This is a genomic window from Veillonella sp. (assembly GCF_041333735.1).
Lineage (GTDB): Bacteria > Bacillota > Negativicutes > Veillonellales > Veillonellaceae > Veillonella.
Window position 1 is genome coordinate 438,371 of record NZ_JBGKFB010000001.1, and the last position, 20,781, is coordinate 459,151.

The 20,781-nt window shown below is 40.2% G+C and carries 19 protein-coding genes and 1 pseudogene; 2 read left to right on the forward strand and 18 right to left on the reverse strand.

Features of this window, described 5'->3' with window-relative positions; translation table 11 throughout:
- Positions 1-322: 322 nt before the first annotated feature.
- The 12 genes and pseudogenes from glmM to ACDF53_RS02055 form a co-directional block, all read right to left on the reverse strand.
- Positions 323-1,675, reverse strand: coding sequence for a phosphoglucosamine mutase (glmM, locus tag ACDF53_RS02000; RefSeq protein ID WP_295869207.1), 1,353 nt, complete (start codon positions 1,673-1,675; stop codon positions 323-325).
- 169 nt (positions 1,676-1,844) lie between these two features.
- A pseudogene (locus tag ACDF53_RS02005) lies at positions 1,845-3,443 on the reverse strand (NAD(P)/FAD-dependent oxidoreductase).
- A gap of 192 nt (positions 3,444-3,635) precedes the next feature.
- Positions 3,636-4,556 (reverse strand): YbbR-like domain-containing protein, encoded by a 921-nt coding sequence (locus ACDF53_RS02010; protein WP_370815325.1) that lies wholly within the window; start codon positions 4,554-4,556, stop codon positions 3,636-3,638.
- On the reverse strand, positions 4,553-5,365 hold the full coding sequence (gene cdaA, locus ACDF53_RS02015) for a diadenylate cyclase CdaA (protein ID WP_105090135.1): 813 nt from the start codon (positions 5,363-5,365) through the stop codon (positions 4,553-4,555). Before cdaA ends, ACDF53_RS02010 begins: the two co-directional genes overlap by 4 nt.
- A 97-nt stretch (positions 5,366-5,462) precedes the next feature.
- Positions 5,463-5,777: an XdhC family protein gene (locus ACDF53_RS02020; RefSeq protein WP_024066914.1), complete on the reverse strand. Its 315-nt coding sequence runs from the start codon at positions 5,775-5,777 to the stop codon at positions 5,463-5,465.
- On the reverse strand, positions 5,767-6,495 hold the full coding sequence (locus ACDF53_RS02025; protein WP_039969565.1) for an XdhC family protein: 729 nt from the start codon (positions 6,493-6,495) through the stop codon (positions 5,767-5,769). The genes ACDF53_RS02020 and ACDF53_RS02025 overlap by 11 nt, the downstream gene beginning before the upstream one ends.
- Complete coding sequence (gene yqeB / locus ACDF53_RS02030) at positions 6,479-7,291, reverse strand: selenium-dependent molybdenum cofactor biosynthesis protein YqeB (RefSeq protein ID WP_370815326.1); 813 nt, start codon at positions 7,289-7,291, stop codon at positions 6,479-6,481. Before yqeB ends, ACDF53_RS02025 begins: the two co-directional genes overlap by 17 nt.
- Positions 7,288-8,010 (reverse strand): NTP transferase domain-containing protein, encoded by a 723-nt coding sequence (locus tag ACDF53_RS02035; protein ID WP_370815327.1) that lies wholly within the window; start codon positions 8,008-8,010, stop codon positions 7,288-7,290. The genes yqeB and ACDF53_RS02035 overlap by 4 nt, the downstream gene beginning before the upstream one ends.
- 6 nt (positions 8,011-8,016) lie before the next feature.
- Positions 8,017-8,775, reverse strand: coding sequence for a selenium cofactor biosynthesis protein YqeC (gene yqeC, locus ACDF53_RS02040; RefSeq protein ID WP_298698333.1), 759 nt, complete (start codon positions 8,773-8,775; stop codon positions 8,017-8,019).
- 41 nt (positions 8,776-8,816) lie between these two features.
- Complete coding sequence (locus tag ACDF53_RS02045) at positions 8,817-11,111, reverse strand: molybdopterin cofactor-binding domain-containing protein (RefSeq protein ID WP_325192149.1); 2,295 nt, start codon at positions 11,109-11,111, stop codon at positions 8,817-8,819.
- Positions 11,111-11,566: a (2Fe-2S)-binding protein gene (locus ACDF53_RS02050; protein WP_370815328.1), complete on the reverse strand. Its 456-nt coding sequence runs from the start codon at positions 11,564-11,566 to the stop codon at positions 11,111-11,113. Before ACDF53_RS02050 ends, ACDF53_RS02045 begins: the two co-directional genes overlap by 1 nt.
- Positions 11,566-12,348 (reverse strand): xanthine dehydrogenase family protein subunit M, encoded by a 783-nt coding sequence (locus tag ACDF53_RS02055; protein ID WP_370815329.1) that lies wholly within the window; start codon positions 12,346-12,348, stop codon positions 11,566-11,568. Before ACDF53_RS02055 ends, ACDF53_RS02050 begins: the two co-directional genes overlap by 1 nt.
- Before the next feature lie 154 nt (positions 12,349-12,502).
- Between ACDF53_RS02055 and ACDF53_RS02060 the strand changes: the two genes are divergently transcribed.
- A complete protein-coding gene (locus ACDF53_RS02060; protein WP_370815330.1) occupies positions 12,503-13,378 on the forward strand; it encodes an epoxyqueuosine reductase in 876 nt (291 codons plus the stop codon).
- 466 nt (positions 13,379-13,844) lie between these two features.
- On the opposite strand, the gene yfbR is transcribed toward ACDF53_RS02060, so the two are convergent.
- From yfbR to ACDF53_RS02075, 3 genes are all read right to left on the reverse strand, one after another.
- Positions 13,845-14,435: a 5'-deoxynucleotidase gene (gene yfbR, locus ACDF53_RS02065; protein WP_227721163.1), complete on the reverse strand. Its 591-nt coding sequence runs from the start codon at positions 14,433-14,435 to the stop codon at positions 13,845-13,847.
- 142 nt (positions 14,436-14,577) lie between these two features.
- Positions 14,578-15,435: a D-alanyl-D-alanine carboxypeptidase family protein gene (locus ACDF53_RS02070; RefSeq protein WP_005387733.1), complete on the reverse strand. Its 858-nt coding sequence runs from the start codon at positions 15,433-15,435 to the stop codon at positions 14,578-14,580.
- Between the two features lie 24 nt (positions 15,436-15,459).
- Positions 15,460-16,389, reverse strand: a complete 930-nt coding sequence (locus ACDF53_RS02075) for a mechanosensitive ion channel family protein (protein WP_370815331.1) — start codon at positions 16,387-16,389, stop codon at positions 15,460-15,462.
- 176 nt (positions 16,390-16,565) lie between these two features.
- Between ACDF53_RS02075 and ACDF53_RS02080 the strand changes: the two genes are divergently transcribed.
- Entirely contained in the window at positions 16,566-17,342 is a 777-nt protein-coding gene (locus ACDF53_RS02080) for an adenosylcobinamide amidohydrolase (RefSeq protein WP_370815332.1), read from the forward strand.
- A 156-nt stretch (positions 17,343-17,498) separates the two neighbouring features.
- On the opposite strand, the gene ACDF53_RS02085 is transcribed toward ACDF53_RS02080, so the two are convergent.
- The 3 genes from ACDF53_RS02085 to ACDF53_RS02095 are packed head-to-tail and all read right to left on the reverse strand — an operon-like array spanning position 17,499 to position 20,749.
- Positions 17,499-18,476 carry an asparaginase gene (locus ACDF53_RS02085; protein ID WP_370815333.1) on the reverse strand — a complete coding sequence of 326 codons (978 nt, stop codon included), beginning with the start codon at positions 18,474-18,476 and terminating at the stop codon, positions 17,499-17,501.
- Positions 18,477-18,521: 45 nt separating this feature from the next.
- Positions 18,522-19,289, reverse strand: coding sequence for an NAD(+) synthase (gene nadE / locus ACDF53_RS02090; protein WP_370815334.1), 768 nt, complete (start codon positions 19,287-19,289; stop codon positions 18,522-18,524).
- An 8-nt stretch (positions 19,290-19,297) separates the two neighbouring features.
- Positions 19,298-20,749, reverse strand: a complete 1,452-nt coding sequence (locus ACDF53_RS02095) for a nicotinate phosphoribosyltransferase (protein ID WP_370815335.1) — start codon at positions 20,747-20,749, stop codon at positions 19,298-19,300.
- Between the last annotated feature and the right edge of the window lie 32 nt (positions 20,750-20,781).

Below are 20,781 nucleotides of genomic sequence, written 5' to 3' on the forward strand. Positions count from 1 at the left end.
TTCTTCCTTTAATTCTTTCTATAACAAGATTTTGATTTTCAAATATCTACATAACAGTTAAAAATCTATTTAATTTACATACCAAAACCAAAATAAATAGCCCCTTATATATGTCCATGGTAAACTCCAAAAGAGATGTACTAGAAAGCATATATAAGGGGCTATACTAATTTATATAAAATTATATAATAAAAAACACTATTTTAATCTTAGTAAAGATGGTTCCTCGCTGTGGATTTTGCTTCGCAAAATCTTACGCTCGGAACAAAGTGATGTGTGGGCTTCATCGTCGCAAGCTCCTCTGCCGCCTCACACCCTACTTTTATTCTGCCAACCCTTGTTCTCTACCGATAATATCAGCGATTTCTTGGCATAGGGATTGTAACGCTTCTTGGTCTGGACCTTCAGCCATTACGCGGATGAGTGGTTCTGTACCAGATGCACGTACTAGAACGCGGCCTTCATCACCAAGTTCACCTTCAGCGGTTACGATAGCAGCTTTGATAAGATCATTGTCTTCCCAACCTGTTTTTGTAGCAACGCGAACGTTTACTAACACTTGTGGGTATTTTGTCATGATGCTAGCAAGTTCAGAAAGCGGTTGATTTTTTTCTTTCATAAGAGCCGCTACTTGCACAGCTGTTAACATACCGTCACCAGTTGTATTGTGATCTAAGAAGATTACGTGACCAGATTGTTCACCACCAACGGAGAGGTCATGTTCACGCATGTATTCCAATACATAGCGGTCACCAACTGCAGTAGAAACTGTTTTCATACCAAGTTCTTCGGCTGCCTTATGGAACCCAATATTACTCATAACAGTACCAACTACTGTATCGCCTTTTAGCTTGCCTTCTTCTTTTAATTTAAGGGCACACAATAGCATAATTTGGTCCCCATCGAGAACTTGACCTTTTTCGTCAACCAATAAGCAACGGTCAGCATCGCCATCGTTAGCGATACCAAGATCTGCATTATGTTGTTGCACAGCTACTTGCAAACCTTCAATATGTGTAGAGCCACAGTGATGGTTGATATTCAAGCCATCTGGATTAACATTGATGTTGATTACTTTAGCGCCAAGGCCAGACAAGATTTCAGGGCCTACGCTAGAAGCAGCACCGTTCGCACCATCATATACGATAGTTAAACCTTCAAGGGATGTATCGATGGTGTGACGAACAAAGTGAGCATAGAAATGAGCCAAGTTGCTATTGTACTCAATTGTACCGATGCCATCACCTGTAGGACGTGCCAATTCATTGTCCGCACTTTGACGAACATATTTTTCTAATTCATCTTCTACTTCATCTGGCAATTTATAGCCATTGCCATCAAAGAATTTAATGCCATTATCTGGATATGGATTGTGAGATGCAGAAATAACAGCACCCGCATCAAAACCTTGTTGACGTACTAGGTACGCAACTGCTGGAGTTGGGATAACACCGGCAATGACAACATTACCACCAACAGAGCAAATGCCTGCTGCTAACGCACTTTCAAGCATGGAGCCAGAAATACGCGTATCGCGGCCGATCAAGAATGTAGGATGATCTTTTTCCTTGCCAAAATATGTAGCCGCAGCACGGCCTAAATGATAGGCTAATTCAGGTGTTAAAAATTCATTAACAACACCACGTACACCATCTGTACCAAATAAACGAGCCATAATTATCCTCCTCTAGGGATTGTGAAAGTCACAAGTCCTCATATATTCACTGTTGTGTATTATATCACAATATATACACTACATATATAGATACTATACAGATATATTATTTTACAGTACCAATATGAACCTATACTGTGGTTTCCTTTACAATATATTCTACTACTAACTAGTTAGGTTTTGCATATTTTGCCATACATAAGATAGCCGTTTCAGCTCCATCAAGGGCTGCACTCATAATACCACCTGCATAGCCAGCGCCTTCGCCCATTGGGTAGAATCCACCTACAGTTGGAGAAACTCCCTCTTAATTGCGTCCAATGCGTAGTGGTGCAGAGGTACGTGTTTCAACGCCCGTCATGCATACTGCAGGATCATCAAATCCATGAATGCGTCGTCCCCAATATGGCAATGCCCGCTCTAATACAGACGTTACGAATGGTGGCAAGCAATCATGTAAATCGCAATTTACTACACCTGGTTCATAGCTATAGGTGCTATCTTGTACGGTAGGTGCTTGTGAAAGCCCTAAAAATTGACCTACTGTTTGTGCTGGTGCATGGAAGTTAGAGCCACCTAATTCATAAGCTTTGCGCTCCCATTCACGTTGGAATGCTACACCATCTAGTGGATGATTACCAAAATCTTCTGGGCCTACGTTAACTACGATAGCACTGTTCGCAACACCGCTATCACGAGCGTATAAGCTCATGCCATTAACAACAACGCCCCCATTTTCGGATGCAGAGGCCACAACTTGACCACCTGGGCACATACAGAAGCTATACGCCGTACGGCCTGTTTCTTTATCGTGATACACAAGGGAGTATTCTGCGGCACCAAGGCCCAAGCTAGATGGCTCTACACCATATTGGGACTCGTCAATAACAGCTTGATCATGTTCTATACGAACACCAATAGCAAATGGTTTCGCCGTCATCTCTACATTACGTTTATGTAGCATTTCATACGTATCGCGTGCACTATGGCCTACACCAGAAAGCACAACCGTCGTATCGATACGCTCCTTACCATTAACTTCAACACCAACGATATGATCATTTTCAATGAACAAATCGGTTACTTTGGCACCAAAGCGAACTTCACCGCCCCACTCAATGATGCGTTCACGCATAGCTTTTACCATGGTGCGCAACTTATCTGTACCTACGTGAGGTTTATGTTTATATAAGATTTCTTCAGGTGCCCCAAATTCTACAAAGTATTTGGAGATTTCGTGCAATCTAGGATGAGTAACGCGAGTTGTCAACTTACCATCTGAGAAGGTACCTGCACCGCCTTCGCCAAATTGTACATTCGATTCAGGCTTAAATACGCCCTCTTTCCAAAATGTTTCTACATCTTCGCTACGAGTGTCGACGTCTTGGCCTCGTTCAAGAACAATTGGACGGTACCCTTCACGAGCTAGGTAAAAGGCTGCAAGCATACCTGCCGGACCAAATCCCATCACCACAGGACGATGTGCTAAAGGTACATTACCATATACGATAGGTTCCGGATCTTCTGGAGTGAACACAGATACATCCTTTTGTTTACCTAGTTTTTTCATGATTTGAGCTTCTTTATGAACCTCAACAAACAAAGTATATACAAATACAATATTAGGTTTTTTACGAGCATCTACAGCACGTCGCACAACATGAATTGTTTCAATGGCGCCACGTAGCTGGGGATATTTCTTTTCTACAATCTCTTTAATATCCGACTTGACCGTCACGGCCACGCGGAGATTTATTATTCTAATCATATGTTACCTATTAAAGCTATCCTTTCAGAATAGACTACATCTATATTATTTGACCTAAATTCTTTATCACTGACCTATTAGAAAATGGTCATACATCTTTATTATACAACACTACCATAAAAGCTAATATATGAATAATAAAAACAAACCCTAATAGAGTTATATAATCTACTCTATTAGGGTCTTTTTTAGCTACGTTGTTTTCTTTTGTATATCTACCTTAACATGTACTGTTGTAACATTACTATTAACACCGCTTGGCAATACTAAGTTGTAATTACCTTGAATTCCCTTCGTTGCACCGGTGAGATCAATTGGTTCTGTTTGAATTTCTGTAACAGAATCAATCATTTCTTCTCGGCCAGTTACAGTCAATTGGGTTGGTGTAACAGATATAGACTTAACTTCATATCCATCAGCTACCGCTCCCGCAGTTGGTACTGTAATAGGAACTGCTTTATCTTTACGCAATAAGTTAAGTTCATATTGTGCCTGACCTTGGTTTGGATTGATATGTACATCTAGTACATTGCCAGATACATCCCAAGCTTCTAATGTACTAACAGCACTAAAGTTCTTGGTTTGACCAGCGATATTGACCTTCATAACAACCTTATTCACAGCATTAACCTGTTGTTTACGGCCAGATACAGTTACCTCTTTCGGTACAATAGTTACTGACTTGAGAGCAACATCGTCGGAGAATTTACCAATTGGAACAATTTCAACTGGTATTTTTCGTTCTGCATATTCGTCTACATTAATTGTTATAGTATCAGGCTTAACCTCAACAAGGCTCATCCCCGCTGGAGGTGTAAATCCGATTGTCACATTATTTTGACCTGGTTTCACACCCGATGCATCAATATAAGCGCGAAGATTATCAGCTTTCATCGTAATAATCGTGTCACGAGGACCTGATAATACAATGCGTACCGTATCAGGAGCATCTTCTACGATGTAATTAGAATCAAGATTTTGTACTTGTACAGGTACCGTATAGGTTACCTCCATCACAGGGTTCTGGTCACGCATGATAAAGAACCACATGACGATGGCCGCTAACAAAGATAACAGCTTAGCTGGCCAATTGCGTTTCAAATGTATCATCATTTTTTTGCCCCCCATTTCCACATACCAGTAATGGTTTGACGAGGGCGTTCCATAAATGTACGCAATGCTTCTTTAATTTGATCTTCCGGTAAATGGCGATAAATATGACCGCCATAGGTATAGGAAATTGTCCCCGTTTCCTCACTGACAACAACAACGACCGCATCTGTTTGTTCAGATAAACCGATGGCTGCACGGTGACGCGTACCAAGTTCAGTACTCAATGTACGGTCTTCAGTTAGTGGCAACAAACAACCAGCTGCACGAATACGGCCATCGCGGATGATTAGCGCCCCATCATGAAGTGGCGTACTAGGAACGAAAATATTTTTAATTAATTCACGGCTTAACACAGCATCAATCAAAATGCCTGTGTCCACAAAATCATTAAGGCCCACTTCACGTTCAAAAACAATAAGAGCCCCTGTATGCTCACGAGACATAACGCGAGCTGCCGCCATCACTTCATTGATGGCCATGTCCATTTCCTCTTCATTAACATTCTGTGCCTTGCTAAAAATTCGACCGCGGCCCAATTGTTCTAAAGCACGGCGTAATTCCGGTTGGAATACTACAGGTAATGCGAAGAGAAGAACAGTCATACTTTGTTGCAAAATCCAATTGATAACATATAGATTTAGCAAATGACTCAATAAGTTTAGAATTGCCAACATAACGAGACCTTTCAAAAGAGAAACGGCCCGTGTATCTTTAAGCAATTTATATAAGTAATAAATACCTACAGCAACGATTAAGATATCAGCGATATCAAGAAGCCTAAAGGTATGTATAAGTGCGTCAATATGCATAAAAATAGCTCCTTATACAAAATAATAAGGTACAACCAACTACTTGGCTGTACCTTATATTTTAACTCATTTTAGAAGCACTGTAAATTTAATATACTTAGATGTTTTGTGTTTCAATCCACACATCCATTTGTCCACCGCACACCATACCTTCTTTGACAGCTACATCATCATCTAAAAGAACTTCGATACGACGATGTGCTTCTTTTTTATTCAAAGAATCAACAGCACTTAGGCGAATTTCATTTTCAGCACGACCCCCACCGATAGTACCAAAGATAGATCCATCTGGGAATACTACCATAGATGTGCCAGCCTTACGTGGTGTAGAACCACGGGTAAATAAAATTGTAGCTACAGCTAGTGTTTCATTTTTACGAGCACTTAAATATTCAATAAACTCACGATTCATGGCTCACTCTACCTTTCCGCAATGAGCCGCCTTTTTTACCACGCACCACTGCCAAATATTCGCTAACGATAGATAATGCAATCTCCTCAGGAGTTTGTGCACCTAAGTCTAGACCAATTGGTGCATATACCATATCTAATTCTTCTTGTGTCCAACCTTGTTCACGCAACACTTCAAATGCATAATGAATGCGCTTTTGACTGCCCATAACACCCATATATGTTGGCAAGTAATCGCGCAATTGTTCTAAACATACATTGTCATACTCATGAGCACGTGTAACAATGATAAAACCATTATATTCATCAAGAGGTAAATCATTTTTAAAGTTTTCTAAGGGCAAGCATTTACGAGTTACGCGCTCGTCAAAGAATTCAGGAACTACATATTCTGGGCGGTCATCTACAACAGTAACACGACACCCAATGAATAGTAATAAATCTGTAATAGCACGGCTCACATGACCAGCGCCTAATACGAGAACAGACGGATCATTTTCTACAGGTTGTACAAAACATTCTACTTCGCCTACCATACACAAAGAATTAAGCTTTGCTTTATCTACCATAAAGCCTTCGATTGGTGTGCCATACAAAACACTACCATCTTCAGCATAAATTGCTTTATCCCCTTGACGAGGACCAGACAACACAGTAACCATCAATGTAGTTTCTGTAAGCTGAAGACGGTCTTTCATCACATCATAGATCGTTTCCATCTTGATTCCTTTCATAATCCCATGCAGTAACGGCTTCTAAAACACCGCCACCAACAGCAAGAGATTTATCTGAAATACTATAACAATGAGATTCTTCACAACGAGCATCTACATCGGCCAATTTAAAATGGTCAGATACGATGAGTCCGCTCTTAAGAATACCTCTAAGAATACCTGTAATTTTAGCGCGTACTGGCTCTTCATCTACATAACCAATAACTTCATTGGCTTGTACAGAATCTCCAATATGACGCTTAGCTGTAAATAGACCAGCCTTTGGAGAGTGAATAACACGCTCATGAGTATAACCACCTACATTACCAGGAATACCCGTATTAGGTTGCGCCGGGCCATCGTAGATACAGCGACCTAAATAATGACCACGCATAGTTTCAATAACCACATCTACATCGTCCCCAGCAGTAAAGCCTGGCCCTACACCTATGACGAGATCTGCATCATCACGTTTGGTACCAAGATTTTTTTTGCTTAAGATAGCATCCACCACAATGGCTGGCTTCAATGTATCTAATAATTCTTCATAGGAGCTAGTTACTACAGGAATAACACCTTCTGCCAATGTATCCTTTACTTCGCTAAGGGTTACATGACGAGCTACAAAGCGTTCCAAAATCATTTCCCCACGATGCACGGCATTACCGTAACATACTTCTCGGCGAATCATGGTAGGAATAGCGATTTCGTTAATCACTACCGGATAGCCTGCACGTTTCAATCTATATACAGCGCCAGAAGCGATATCTCCGCCTCCACGCATAAGCACTAATGGTTTCATAATGCCTCACTTTCACGTTCTTTTAAACGCTCAAAATCATCGGGTGTGTCAATATCACATCCAATATCGTCACGAATCCACAATTTGATAACATGGTCTTTACCATCACCACGAATGATGGTCTTGCCCCCTTGGTCCCCTTGGATATGTTGTAAAGGTTCAAACCAATGCGAACCAAAGAGAACAGGATTTCCCGACTGATAATTCGCCCCATAATGTGGGACGACGATAGTTTTCGAATGAAAGTTATCACTAAATGCACTAATGACCTGATGTACAACATTCCCAGTCAGTAGTGGTTGATCCCCTACAGAGCAAAGAATGCCGTCTAGCGGTATTGGTGAGTTTTCTACCAAATGACGTACTCCTATCGCTATGGACAGGCCTTGTCCACGATTAGGATGTTCATTCTGAACCACTTCAAACCCATAGCTCGTAACTATAGGTTCTAATCTTTCATGATCATCACCAGTAACCGCTACAAAAGGTAGTTTACAGGATTCAGTAAGTTCTACCGAATCATTCCATCCACAATGAAGAGCCCCACAGACCGCATCTAAAACAGTTTTACCACGCCAAGGTAAAAGTTGCTTATTACATCCCATGCGCTTGGATTGACCTCCTACGAGGAGGACAATGCCAATATGCAAAGGACGACGGTCTATGGGGTCTCTCATGGGACTGAAAGCGGTATTAGATTTTGCTTTCACATAAGTCATGAGTACCTACCGACATTGAATAATGCGACGGATTTCACAACTTGCTTTGTATCCATCAGCTAAGATGATATCGGAAATGTCGCTATCTACAATATGATCTATAAAATCATCAATGATACGATGTTGCACCGTTTCATAACCAGTACAGAACAGAATTTTTTTACCTTTACTGTATTGGAATAAACCTTGTTTATGGAGCACAAGATCAGCCAACATGCGTGGCGTTACAATGGCACCCATATCGCGTTTCACAATATCTTGAACGAGCTCGATGTTATGCACGTGCTCATCATCAAGCGGCGCTCCTAACATTTGTAAATTCACAAGACCAATCGTAGTCTTTGTGAGAGATGGGATGACTGGTTCAGTCGTCTTAGGCGCCTTAAGCCATTTTTCCTTTGCCCCATCTGCTTCCACTACAATTTGCCAGTTCGGATGCAATTTTGCTAAACCATCGATAAGATCACAATCTAAGGAGTCCACTTTTGTTCCTGTAATGCCAGAGAACCACGCACCACAATATCCACGCAAAATACGATCAGTACAATATTCATCAGCTTCATTAATATTTCGAGTATAAATCGGTTCATAATGAGCCACTTGAGATTCATAGAGTCGAGTCGTAGTCGTAACTACGATGGGCTGACCTTTCAGCCGTCCATATTCTACTAATTTTGAAAGCACAGTCGTTTTACCGCCAGCCCCAACGAGGGCCACGACTCCCGGCTGAATCAATCGATTCCAATAGGATGTTTGTGATGTCATAAAACCAGGCCTCCTTAGAAAGGAAAAGTAAATAGAAACCTCTATACTTTATATTTCTCGTCCATAGCCATAAATACCTTCTCAGGTGTCATAGGTAATGTACGAACGTCCGCACCAACTGCATTTTTAATAGCATGTTGAATAGCTGGACTAGCCGTATTAATAACAACTTCACCAATAGATTTAGCACCAAATCCGCCTGTCGGTTCGTAAGATTCTACAAAGTCTACATGTAACTCACCGATATCTTGACGGGTTGGAATTTTATAAGTCATAAGATTATTAGTCTCTAAGCGACCATTATTGGAATAACGCACATCTTCGTATAATGCCATACCGATAGCTTGTACCACGCCACCTTCAACTTGAACGCGAGCCAATTTAGGATTAATAACAGTACCGCAATCGATACAGGAATATGTATGAAGAGGAATAACCTTACCAGTTTGTTTGTCTACTTTCACCTCTGCAATAGTTGCCATGAATGGAGGTGGGGATGTATGACTGCCCCATGTAGCAAAACCAGACAATTGTTCAGCATTAACGCCTACCAATAATTTTGGAGCCAATTGATGGATATCCATTGTTTGAGAACCATCTTTTGTAGTAGCCACAACGCCATCAAAGTCGATGTTTTCTACATCTGTATTGAAGAATTGAGCGAACTTAGCAATAATCTTAGTGCGTAATTCTTCAGCAGCCATCTTAGCCGCCGTACCAGTTACGTATGTTGTACTAGACGCATAGGAACCTGGGTCAAATGGTACGATGTCTGTATCGGATTCGACAACAGTCATGTATTCCATAGGACAACCGATGACTTCGCAAGCCATTTGAGTCAACACTGTATTAGAACCCATGCCCATATCGGAAGAGCCAGTGTACAATGTATAGTTACCATCATCACCAAGGCGAATTTCTACAGATGCGACGTCAATATTAGCAACGCCAGAACCTTGCAATGCCAACGCCATACCAAGGCCGCCACGATAGCGTTCATCAATATCCCAAGAATGAGGACGTTCATCCCAACGAGCCATTTCTTTTACGCGATTTACAGTGTCTTGGAACAAACCAGAATCAAGATATTCATCTGGAGCGTATACCAAGCTTTGTTCACCTTGAGCAATCAAGTTCTTTTGACGCAATTCAGCAGGGTCTACACCCATTTTGTCCGCCAAGTTATTAACTGCACACTCTAGTGGCCACAGTGCTTCGGTAGCACCATAACCGCGGAATGCACCACCCGGTGTATGGTTCATGTATACGCCTTCTGTACCGTAGTGAATTGCTGTCGCTTTATTGTATAAAGGAATGGACTTATGCTCACCTGCTGTAGTTGTAGTGAAGCAGTGAGTTGCATGAGCACCAGCATCAGTAATGGAATCCATATCAATTACCTTGATAAGACCATCTTTTGTAGCACCTACGCGGATTTTCCATTCACGAGCATGACGTGTAGTAGAGCAAGTTTGCGCTTCTGTACGATCGTATAAGAGATAGCAAGGTTTCTTCAATGTCCATGCCACAAACGCTGTCATGATTTCTGTACAAGCCGTTTGTTTAGAACCGAAGCCACCGCCGATACGAGGTTTGATTACGCGAATCTTTGTGGCAGGAATACCAAGTGCACGCGCAATATGTCGGCGTACATGGAATACGATTTGCGTGGAAGATACGATAACTACGCGGCCCAATGCATCTATATAACCAAAGCTTTGGAACGGTTCCATCGCTGTTTGGCGTGTCGCTTGGTCAAAGTAAGTACCTTCTACTACATAATCACATTTTGCAAGTTCAGCTTCAATATCACCAACTCGTTTATGATAAGATACGCAAATATTGCGTTTGTAATCTTGACCTACAGGGATATTGTTGTGAATATCATCTTCAGGGTGAACTACAGTTTCATGGTCGATAGCCGTATGCATATCGAGTACAGGTTTTTGTACTTCGTATTCAACCTTGATGAGAGGCATCGCTTTAAGTGCTGTAGCTTCATCTTTTGCCACAACAAGAGCCACTTCATCGCCTACATAGCGAACTACAGGATCCAAGATGAGAGCATCATAAGCAGATGGTTCTGGATATGTTTGACCGGCCAATGTAAAGCGGGTATTCGGCACATCTTCATGTGTGAAGATTGCTTCAACGCCTGGAATCAATTTAGCTTTAGATGTATCGATAGATTTAATGCGCGCCTGTGCATGAGGGCTACGAAGTACCTTAATAACGAGCGCATCTTTTGGAACAAAATCACCTGTATAAGATGGTTTACCAGACAAGATACCTTTATAGTCAACTTTGTCATAGGACTTACCGATGTGCTTATTCATTATTTCAGGCCTCCTTCTAAGAATTTACGAACCCCTCGAAGTTGTGATTCATAGCCAGTACAACGGCACAAGTTACCGATGAGATACTCGCGGATTTCATCATCACTAGCCTTTGGATTTTTACGTTTCAAATTGATAGCACTCATCATCATGCCAGTTGTGCAGAAACCACATTGGTCAGCACCTTCGCTAGCAATACAATCCGCCAATAATTCAGTCTCTTCTTGTAAGCCTTCTAATGTAGTAATTTTGTGACCTGGTGCACGGAATGTAGGATATGCACAAGACAAGATAATTTCGTCATCTACCCATACAGTGCAAAGACCACAGTTTGTTGTGTCACAGCCACAACGTACGCTGTAGTAACCAAGATTACGCAATGTATCCAACAACATTTCATCCGTTGGCACATTAACAGTTACATTTTTATTATTAATATTAAGTACTAATTCCATTATTGTGCCACCTCCTTAGCCAAGCGTTGAACCATTGCTTTTACCATTTCCATTCGGTATTCTTTAGACGCATGAGAGTTAGATTGGTAAACTAATTCTTCAGATGCTAATTGACCTGCTTCTTTTGCTGCAGCCAATCCTTTTTCTGAAAGCAAAGCACTTGCTTTTTCTGCTAATTGAGGCACGCCAGGTCTTGTACCGATATACAATTCAACACCTTTATCATCACGGCGAATAGCACCTGTTAATACTGGGAAGTCGCCACGAGAGATACGAAGAGCCTCAACAGCTACAGGTACCTCTACTTTAGGAATGCGAATTTCTACGAGGATATCACGTTCTCTATATTTCATATAGTCTTGCATGGACATGCGGCCACCTTTAAAAGTAACGATGTCTGCATGTACTGCCAATAGAGCTGGAATTATATCAGAAAAGCCGAATTTACTTGCTACAGATCCACCCATAGTAGCTGTGTTGCGGAATTGAATGCCAACAATTTCCTTAACACCTTTAACAACAGCACCACCACAGAATTGTTGTAATGGCTCAAAACGTTCCACATCACCTTGCGTTGCCATAGCACCAATGGCAAATTCGTTATCCTCTTCACGAACATAACGCAAGTCAAGACTAGCCATATCAATCACTGCAGGCCATGTGCGTCGACCTAAACGCAACCAACAGCCGCCAGCTAGCATTGGGGCAGTTTTGTTTTTTGTGGCTAATTCATAAGCCTCTTCCACCGTCTTCGGTTGTAATACTTTCATAAATGCTAACATAATCTGTCCTCTCAATGGTATACTAATACTAACAGTACTGGATGATAACCATAAAAATACAGATATCACCGAACTACAAACCTAGCAGGAATCTATAGAATTCCTCACGTTTCTTATACTTTTATTTTACCAATTATTCGCTACTAAATCTACGATGAAAGATATAAATTTACAAGAATTTTGCAAAGAATTACATATTTATGAATTTGGTATTGCCCCTTGGCCTCTACCTGAAAATGCAAAAACCATTTTGTACGAAACTAATCCCTGTCCATTTACAGCTGCAGATGTGGAGGAACGACTACTAGGAACAACTGAGTTCACACCTAAAAGTGCTATTGTCTGTCTCTTTCCATACTACGTAGAACATAATGGTCCATCCAATCTGTCCCGCTATACATGGGGCACAGATTATCACCTGGTCATTAATGAATATTTAGAAAAACTTATTGAAAAATTACAAAAAATAAATACTTCAGCTCAGTTTTCTATACATTGTGACACCTCTCCCTTGGCAGACCGTTACATGGCATACTTAGCGGGCCTTGGCTTTTATGGCAAAAACAATTGTTTTATCAGTCCTAAATGGGGATCCTATGTTATGATAGGAACAATTTTAACTACCTTAGAATTTGAGCCGAACACACCACTTGAACAATCTTGCATGGGTTGTAATCGTTGTATTACCGCTTGTCTAGGTCAATGCTTAGGGCACGAAGAATTCAAATATGATACTTGTAAAAGCTACTTAACCCAGAAAAAAGGAGAACTCACCGACCAAGAACAACATATTATCGCTAAAACCCCATTAGTATTTGGCTGCGATGTATGCCAAGAGGTGTGCCCTCATAATCAAGGTATTCCCACAACACCAATTCCCGAGTTCCAACAAATCGAACCACACATCGATATTAATGAACTAGAAATGCTTACAAACAAAGAGTTCAAAGCTAAATATGGGCACCGGGCATTCTCGTGGCGCGGGAAAAAAATATTAATAAGAAATCAAAATATTATTGAACGTAAATAGATATTATAATTTTTTATACTTTATAATACCTTTACAAGCTTTACAGGCTTTGACATCTGTTTAGCAAAAACATATAATAAAATAACAGAGATAGATAGATGCCTAGGAACGTCCAGCTCATCTCTAAAACTTTATTTGAGATGTAAAATGGCTGTGACGTCTATTAAGATGTTATGGCTATTTTTCGTTTTTACGGCAAATAAGCACTACGAATGATCCACAAGTGAATAATAAGCTGATGATGCTTACCACTAGGGACAATATTTCAAAATCACTCATAGTCTCACCTCCTCGAACGAGAGAGATGAGCAGAACAACATCTAACTACCTCCTACACTAAAGTATAAATACAAGAAATTACGAAGTATAATGATTAATTGATATGCCACTAATAGTCACATATATAGGAGATTTGATATTTTTGCAGAATAAAAAGAGACGACTATAAGTCGTCTCTTTTTAATCATTATTTGATTTCATAGTAGTTTAGTTCATCCAAACTTTTTCCAAGAGCAGGCATATAGGTTTCAAGGAACATGTCTACTTCTGGCATGTTAAGTGCTTTTAGTTTAGCTAAGATGGAGTCATGTGCTTCTTTAAACTCATCGTTTCCTGCTTTGAGTTCGTTCACACATTTCATATACGCTGAAATTGTATCTGCTGCCTTAACGATGGGCCATTCAGGACTCTCCTCTGCATCTACAATAAAAGGCTTATAGATAGCTTGTAATCGTTCTGGCAAGGTAGACAACATTTTCTCTTGTGCCAACGTTTCAACTTCACCATAGAGCTCACGGAGTTTTGGATCAAAATATTTAATCGGTGTTGGCATATCGCCCGTAAAGATTTCACTCACTTCATGATACATAGCAATGACAGCCACTTTATTAATATCTACATTGCCACCAAAATATTCATTTTTAAGAGCTGCCAAATTGTGTGCCACCATAGCCACTTCTAAGCTATGTTCTTGAATATTTTCTGTTTCTGTATTGCGCATGAGACTCCATCGATTGATAAAGCGCATGCGTTTTAAAAATGCAAAAAATGAACTCATATGTCCCCCATTACATAATAGGTCCTGCATGGCAGGACCTATTTTAATACTATTCATTTAACTATGGAACTTAAATTATATTAGGTTTACTCAAGATATTCTCTAATCATGCTCAATTAGATTACATCGCTAAATTACACCACTAAATTACACCGCGAAGTTTAAATCCATAATCAAGGAACTGTACTGCTTCATCCCAACGGTTATCATCGTTAAGCATAACTACAATCATAGTATGACCATTACGTGTAGCCGATGCAATCAAGCATTCCCCTGCCGCATTCGTAAAGCCTGTTTTCAAACCATTTGCACCAGGATATTTATTGCGAATGAAATGATTTGTAGTACGGATTGTTTCTGGCGTACGGTTTTGGTAAGGCACTTTATAATAATCATTAGCGACCTTATCACGGAACATTTGGTATTTCATACCGTATGCTGCAATCATCGCCAAGTCACGAGCCGTGGAGTGATGCCCCATTTGCGTCAAACCATGAGGATTTAAGAATACACTATTCTTGGCTCCCGCTTTGGCAGCAACGCGATTCATATCCTTCGCAAAGTTTTCTACAGAACCACTTACATTTTCCGCTACTACAACAGCCGCATCATTACCACTGGCAACCATCATACCTTCAAGAACACCTTCCAAAGTGATTTGATCACCAACGCGTACACCAAGATTGGACTCCTCCATACTTGTTGCATAGCTGCTGATAGTTGCTAGTTCATCAAGTTGTGTGCCTTTGAGTTCTAGAGCTGTTAACAAGGTAACCATTTTCGTTGTACTCGCAGGATGCATCCATTTATCTGGATTTTTTGCAAATAAAATTTCCTTTGTATCCGCATCAATGAGGACTACGGCCTCACCAACTGTAGATGGCGGTGCAATATACGCGGCATGAGAAATACTGGCACCGAGAATAACAGCGCCTATAAAGGCTATCATCAAAATAAGTCGTTTCAAAATCATATTTACATTAGTTGTTAAAGATATCATTTATCTCACTTTCTACATTACACATTAATTTTCAGGGCTATCATCAATTGCAACATTCGTTGCGTTTGCCTTTTTCTTAGTCCCTTTAATTTCACCAGTAGAATTATCTACATTTTGAAGATATACAACACGTTGAGGATATGGAATGTCGATACCATATTTATCGAATGCATCTTTCACATCAGACATAATACCATATTGCACATCTAAGAAATCCTTTGACTTAACACGAGCATAGGCAGCAATGCGCACAGAGTTATCACCAAATTCAGCAATACCAATTTCCATATCTTTAGGATTGAGAACCCTCTTATCATTAGCAAAAATCTTTTTCAAGATTTTGATTGCTTCGTGATGATCATTGTTATACCCAATATCAAACATAAATGGAATCACACGCTCAGTTGTATATGCAATATTAGTTACCGCTTGAGATGTAAGAAGGGAATTTGGCATGTACACATTTTTTTGGTCTTTTGTAGTGATAACAGTATACATAAATTGAATGGACTTAACACTACCTACTACATCTCCAACTTGAATAACATGGCCAGCTCTAAAAGGCTTAAATATAAGAATTAGTAAGCCAGATGCCAAGTTGGAAAGGTTATTTTGTAAGGCTAAGCCAATACCTAAACCAAAGGCACCAAAAGCAGCTACAAAGGATGTTGTAGGAACACCAACTTGATTTAAACAAATCAAAATTAAACCTACTAGCAATGCATAATTGATGATCTGCGTAATAAAGCTCATAGCCGCAGTATCATAAGAAGCCTTGGTCATAATGCGAACCGCAAAAGCTTTCACCCATTTAATGGCATAACGACCTACCCAAAATATAATAAGGGCCAATAATATATTGCCCGCTTGTGCAAAAAACCAATCTCTCAGCTGAACAAGAACATTAGCATCTTTAAAGAGCAGCTCAGATATTGTACTTAAAATATTTCCCATAGTAAACCTCCATGGTAAACTTTTATAAAACAAAGCTCTATACGCTATAAGTACTATTAAGATATAGTAACAGTATACATATATGCTATAATTTTACATATGCATTTATAAAATGATAGTAAAGTTATTATATCGTTATATGACATATATAACAATCTAAATCTAGGGAGACTTATATGTTTAATAATCCATATGAAGCGCCGCAAGAGCTTGCTACCGGAGGCCATGTAACGAAAGAGTTAAATTCCGTTACAGTACACTTTGATGACATCCATTATTCCTTATCTAGTGGTCAACTCAATGGCGGGTATCACCATACCTTGGCCGTACGAAACCAACAATTAACCTATCAAATCGAAACAGAAAAAGATTTACCTGGCGGCTCTGTAGCTAATTACTTAGCACAAGAGTTTGAGCATATCGATACGCCCGTTCATTTTAGTACAGCACTACTCACATCTGCCACAATGAATCTTCACGCATACGCTAAGGTCGAAGAACATGATACGATTGTAGAGACTATCGTTACTGCTGGCTATGAAAAAACAGCCCATCGTGCAGGCACAGGCTATTGCTACGAAGAACGAGATGGCAGTTTCATAGTACCTGGTACCATCAACATTCTTGTCTTTACAAACAAGGCCTTAACAGATAGTGCTATGGTGAAAGCCATCATGACAATTACGGAGGCTAAAACAGCAGCCCTTCAAGATTGGGATGTTGAAAGTATACGACTCTATCCATTTATCAACGAAGATATCCCTGATGCAATAACAAAAGAACGCAAGACTTCTGCAACAGGTACATCTACAGATGGTGTGATTCTCACCATCGATACAAATGGTGATGTGCTAACAGATGCAGGCTCCTTCTCCCTATTTGGGGATACATTAGCTAAATCTGTTTATATAGGTATACAACGGGCCTTAGAAAATGCTATTGGCGCCGATTAAACACACACATCCTAAGCGAAATAAAAACCGCACATCCTAGGCGATCGGGATGTGCGGTTCATTGCATATAAAACTGTTACACACAGTATAATATTTGAAAATGAATATCAAATTAAGATTTGAGAGTTTTTCTCAAATCTTTTTTTATTTTTCTAATTAATATTCATAGAAGAACTGTTGTAACTTTTTAAGATTTTTAGTTTTTGTAAGACCAAGCATCAATAAAATGCGAGCTTTTTGTGGACTCAATGTATCACTTACAAGATAGCCTGCTAGTGCATCTTGTGGTACAGCAGATACCATGCCACTCCCTGTACGAGAGGCCCGTACAGTTGGGAATACTGTATTTTGTGTTATTTGACGTACATTTTGAGGAATTGTACCATGCCCTAAACCAGTCAAGATGAGTCCATCAGGATTAGTCGCCACAACACTCATTGGTACCATGTCATCCATACCGCCATAGCAAGTCAAAATGACTACACGCGGCAATTCTTTTACATCATGTACATCAAAGACAGATTCTTTCGTATGACGACGAGTAGAAGCTTTATAGTAATGAGCCACACCATCTTGTACAATACCTAGATGACCTACTAATGGACTATCAAAGGTCGCTACATTCGTTGTATTCCGTTTAGAAACATCCCGTGCTCCATCAATATAGCCATTTAGTACAACAAGTACACCTTTACCTACAGATTCTGGAGTTCTCGCCACTTGAATGGCTTGTAATAGATTAATCGGACCATCTGCACTGATCGCCCCTGCAGGTCGCATAGATCCAGTAATAACGATAGGCTTATCTGTATGAACTGTAAGATTAAGGAAATAAGCTGTCTCCTCCATGCTATCTGTACCATGAGTGATAACAACACCGCCTATATCCTCTTGATCAACTAAGTCTTGCACTAACTTAGACAAATCCAACCAATGCTGTACAGTAATATCGGAACTTTCAATATTACTAAACTGAGTATATGTATATGGACCATATGGTTCTGTGCCAGGTACAGAGTCTAGAATTTCATTAAGACCTAGCACACCTGCAGTATAGCCAGTCAAATCTGTATCGGATGCGCCTTGTCCAGCAATCGTACCACCCGTACCAATCAAAGCTATTTTTGTCTCCATATTTCCTCCATCATAAAATACATAAAATAGTGAATCATTTGTTAATCAACGTTGGGGCTGAAAAGAAGGCATCAACTCTAGTTTATGCTTATTAATACGATTCAAATGATCAATCCGTTCTTTTGTTTCTAAATCATCAATTTCACCAGTTCGAATATAGCGATCTAGAACTGCATAGGTAAAACCTAATTTATCTTCATCAGATTGACCACTAAGGCCATCACTAGGCGTTTTATCTACAAGATATTTAGGGATATCTAGGAGTCGACCAATTTGACGTACCTCTTCTACAACAAGATTGGCAAGTGGACTAAAATCCCCTGCACTATCGCCATATTTTGTAGAGTACCCTACATAATCTTCAGAGCCGTTACATGTATTGGCCACACGCGCCCCATTTGGCAAGTTTTGACCAACAGCATATAAGGTTGCCATGCGAAGTCGTGGCGGTGTATTGATAGCCGCATCCTTAGATATATCAGCTCTACCAGTAACTGCTTTATAACCTTCACCTTGAATGATAGCGTTTGTCAAAGCTTCATAGGCAGCTCCAATATTCACTATGATATGTGGAATCCCCAAATGTGCCACTACAGCCTTGGCATCATCGATATCAGACTGAATACCATTAGGCATGAGCACACCAACTACGCGTTCTGTTCCAAGGGCTTCTTTACAAAGGGCAGCCACGATTGTGGAGTCCTTGCCACCTGAAATGCCTACTACAGCGCTGCAACTAGGTCCATTTTGATTAAAATAATCTCGAATCCATTGAATGAGAGCCTCTTTTGTTGCTTGTGGATTGTCTAACATAAGCCCTCCTATTTTTTTCGGAAAATACGATTTAGTAAATCCATTTTCATTTGATAGTATCCTGGACTCATATCAAGGTAATGACGATGTGGATTTTCAAAACGTTGCTCTTCAGGCCAAATTTCAGTTTCTAATTGATCTTTAACATATTGACGAAGCTCATCTAAGGTTGGTAATTCTACTAGTAATTTTCCATCCTTAATAATGAGTTGTTTCATCTCTTTAAAGGTACAGTTTTCAAAGTACAATTCACGCCAAGGTTGCTCTGGATCAATATAACGATATGGTTCGGTTGTATCTGGTACCTCTTCTAACAATGTTAATAAATCTGCAATGGCACGACCTTTCTCATTGTACACGCGGTACACCTTTTTAAAGCCTGGGTTCGTAATTTTTTCAACAGATTCGGAAATCTTGATACGAGGCTCCCACACTCCATTTTTTTCAACCCCAGCAATCTTGTAAACCGCACCAAATACAGGGTCGCTCTTAGAGGTAATCAGTCTTTCACCTACCCCAAAGATATCGATAGGACCACCTTGGATTAACAAAGATGTAATCGTATATTCATCGAGACTGTTGGAAGCCATAATTTTACAATCTTCTAAACCCGCTTTATCGAGCATGCGACGTGCTTTTTTAGCTAAGTACGCAAGGTCGCCAGAATCAAGACGAATCCCTTTCAAACGTTTCCCCATAGGTTCTAATACATCTTTAGCAACCTTGATTGCATTAGGTACGCCAGAGTTTAACACATCGTAGGTATCAACGAGGAATACAGCACCATCTGGATAGACTTCAGCATAAGCTTTAAAAGCTTCATATTCAGAATCATGATACATAACCCAACTATGAGCCATCGTACCACTCACAGGGATGCCAAATTGTTGGCCCGCTAAAACGGTTGCTGTAGACTGCACCCCACCGATGTAGGCTGCTCTTGCACCGTATACAGCGGCATCCACATTATGAGCTCGACGGGCACCAAAATCGGCTACAACGCGACCATCCGCAGCGCGAACGATACGATTGGCCTTAGTAGCGATAAGGGACTGATGATTCATCATAGTTAGCACTGCAGTTTCTACGATTTGTGCATCTATGAGAGGCGCTACGATAGTAATAACCGGTTCATTGGGATAAATAATAGAACCCTCTGGGAATGCATATACATCACCAGTAAAGGAGAAATCTTTTAGATAAGCTAAAAACTCCTCACTAAAGATACCTTGAGCCCGTAAAAAATCAATATCACGTTCATCAAAGTGTAAGTTCAAAATGTACTCAACGATTTGTTCAAGACCACCAAAAATGGCAAAGCCACCCTTGTCTGGATTGCGTCTGAAGAATACATCAAACGCGACGCGATCCGTGTTTTCATGTTGCGTAAAATAGCCGTGTGCCATGGTCATCTCATAAAAATCCATAAGCATACTAATATTGCGACTGTCGTGTTGCATCGGTTCACCAACCTTCTAAAATCTAATGGATT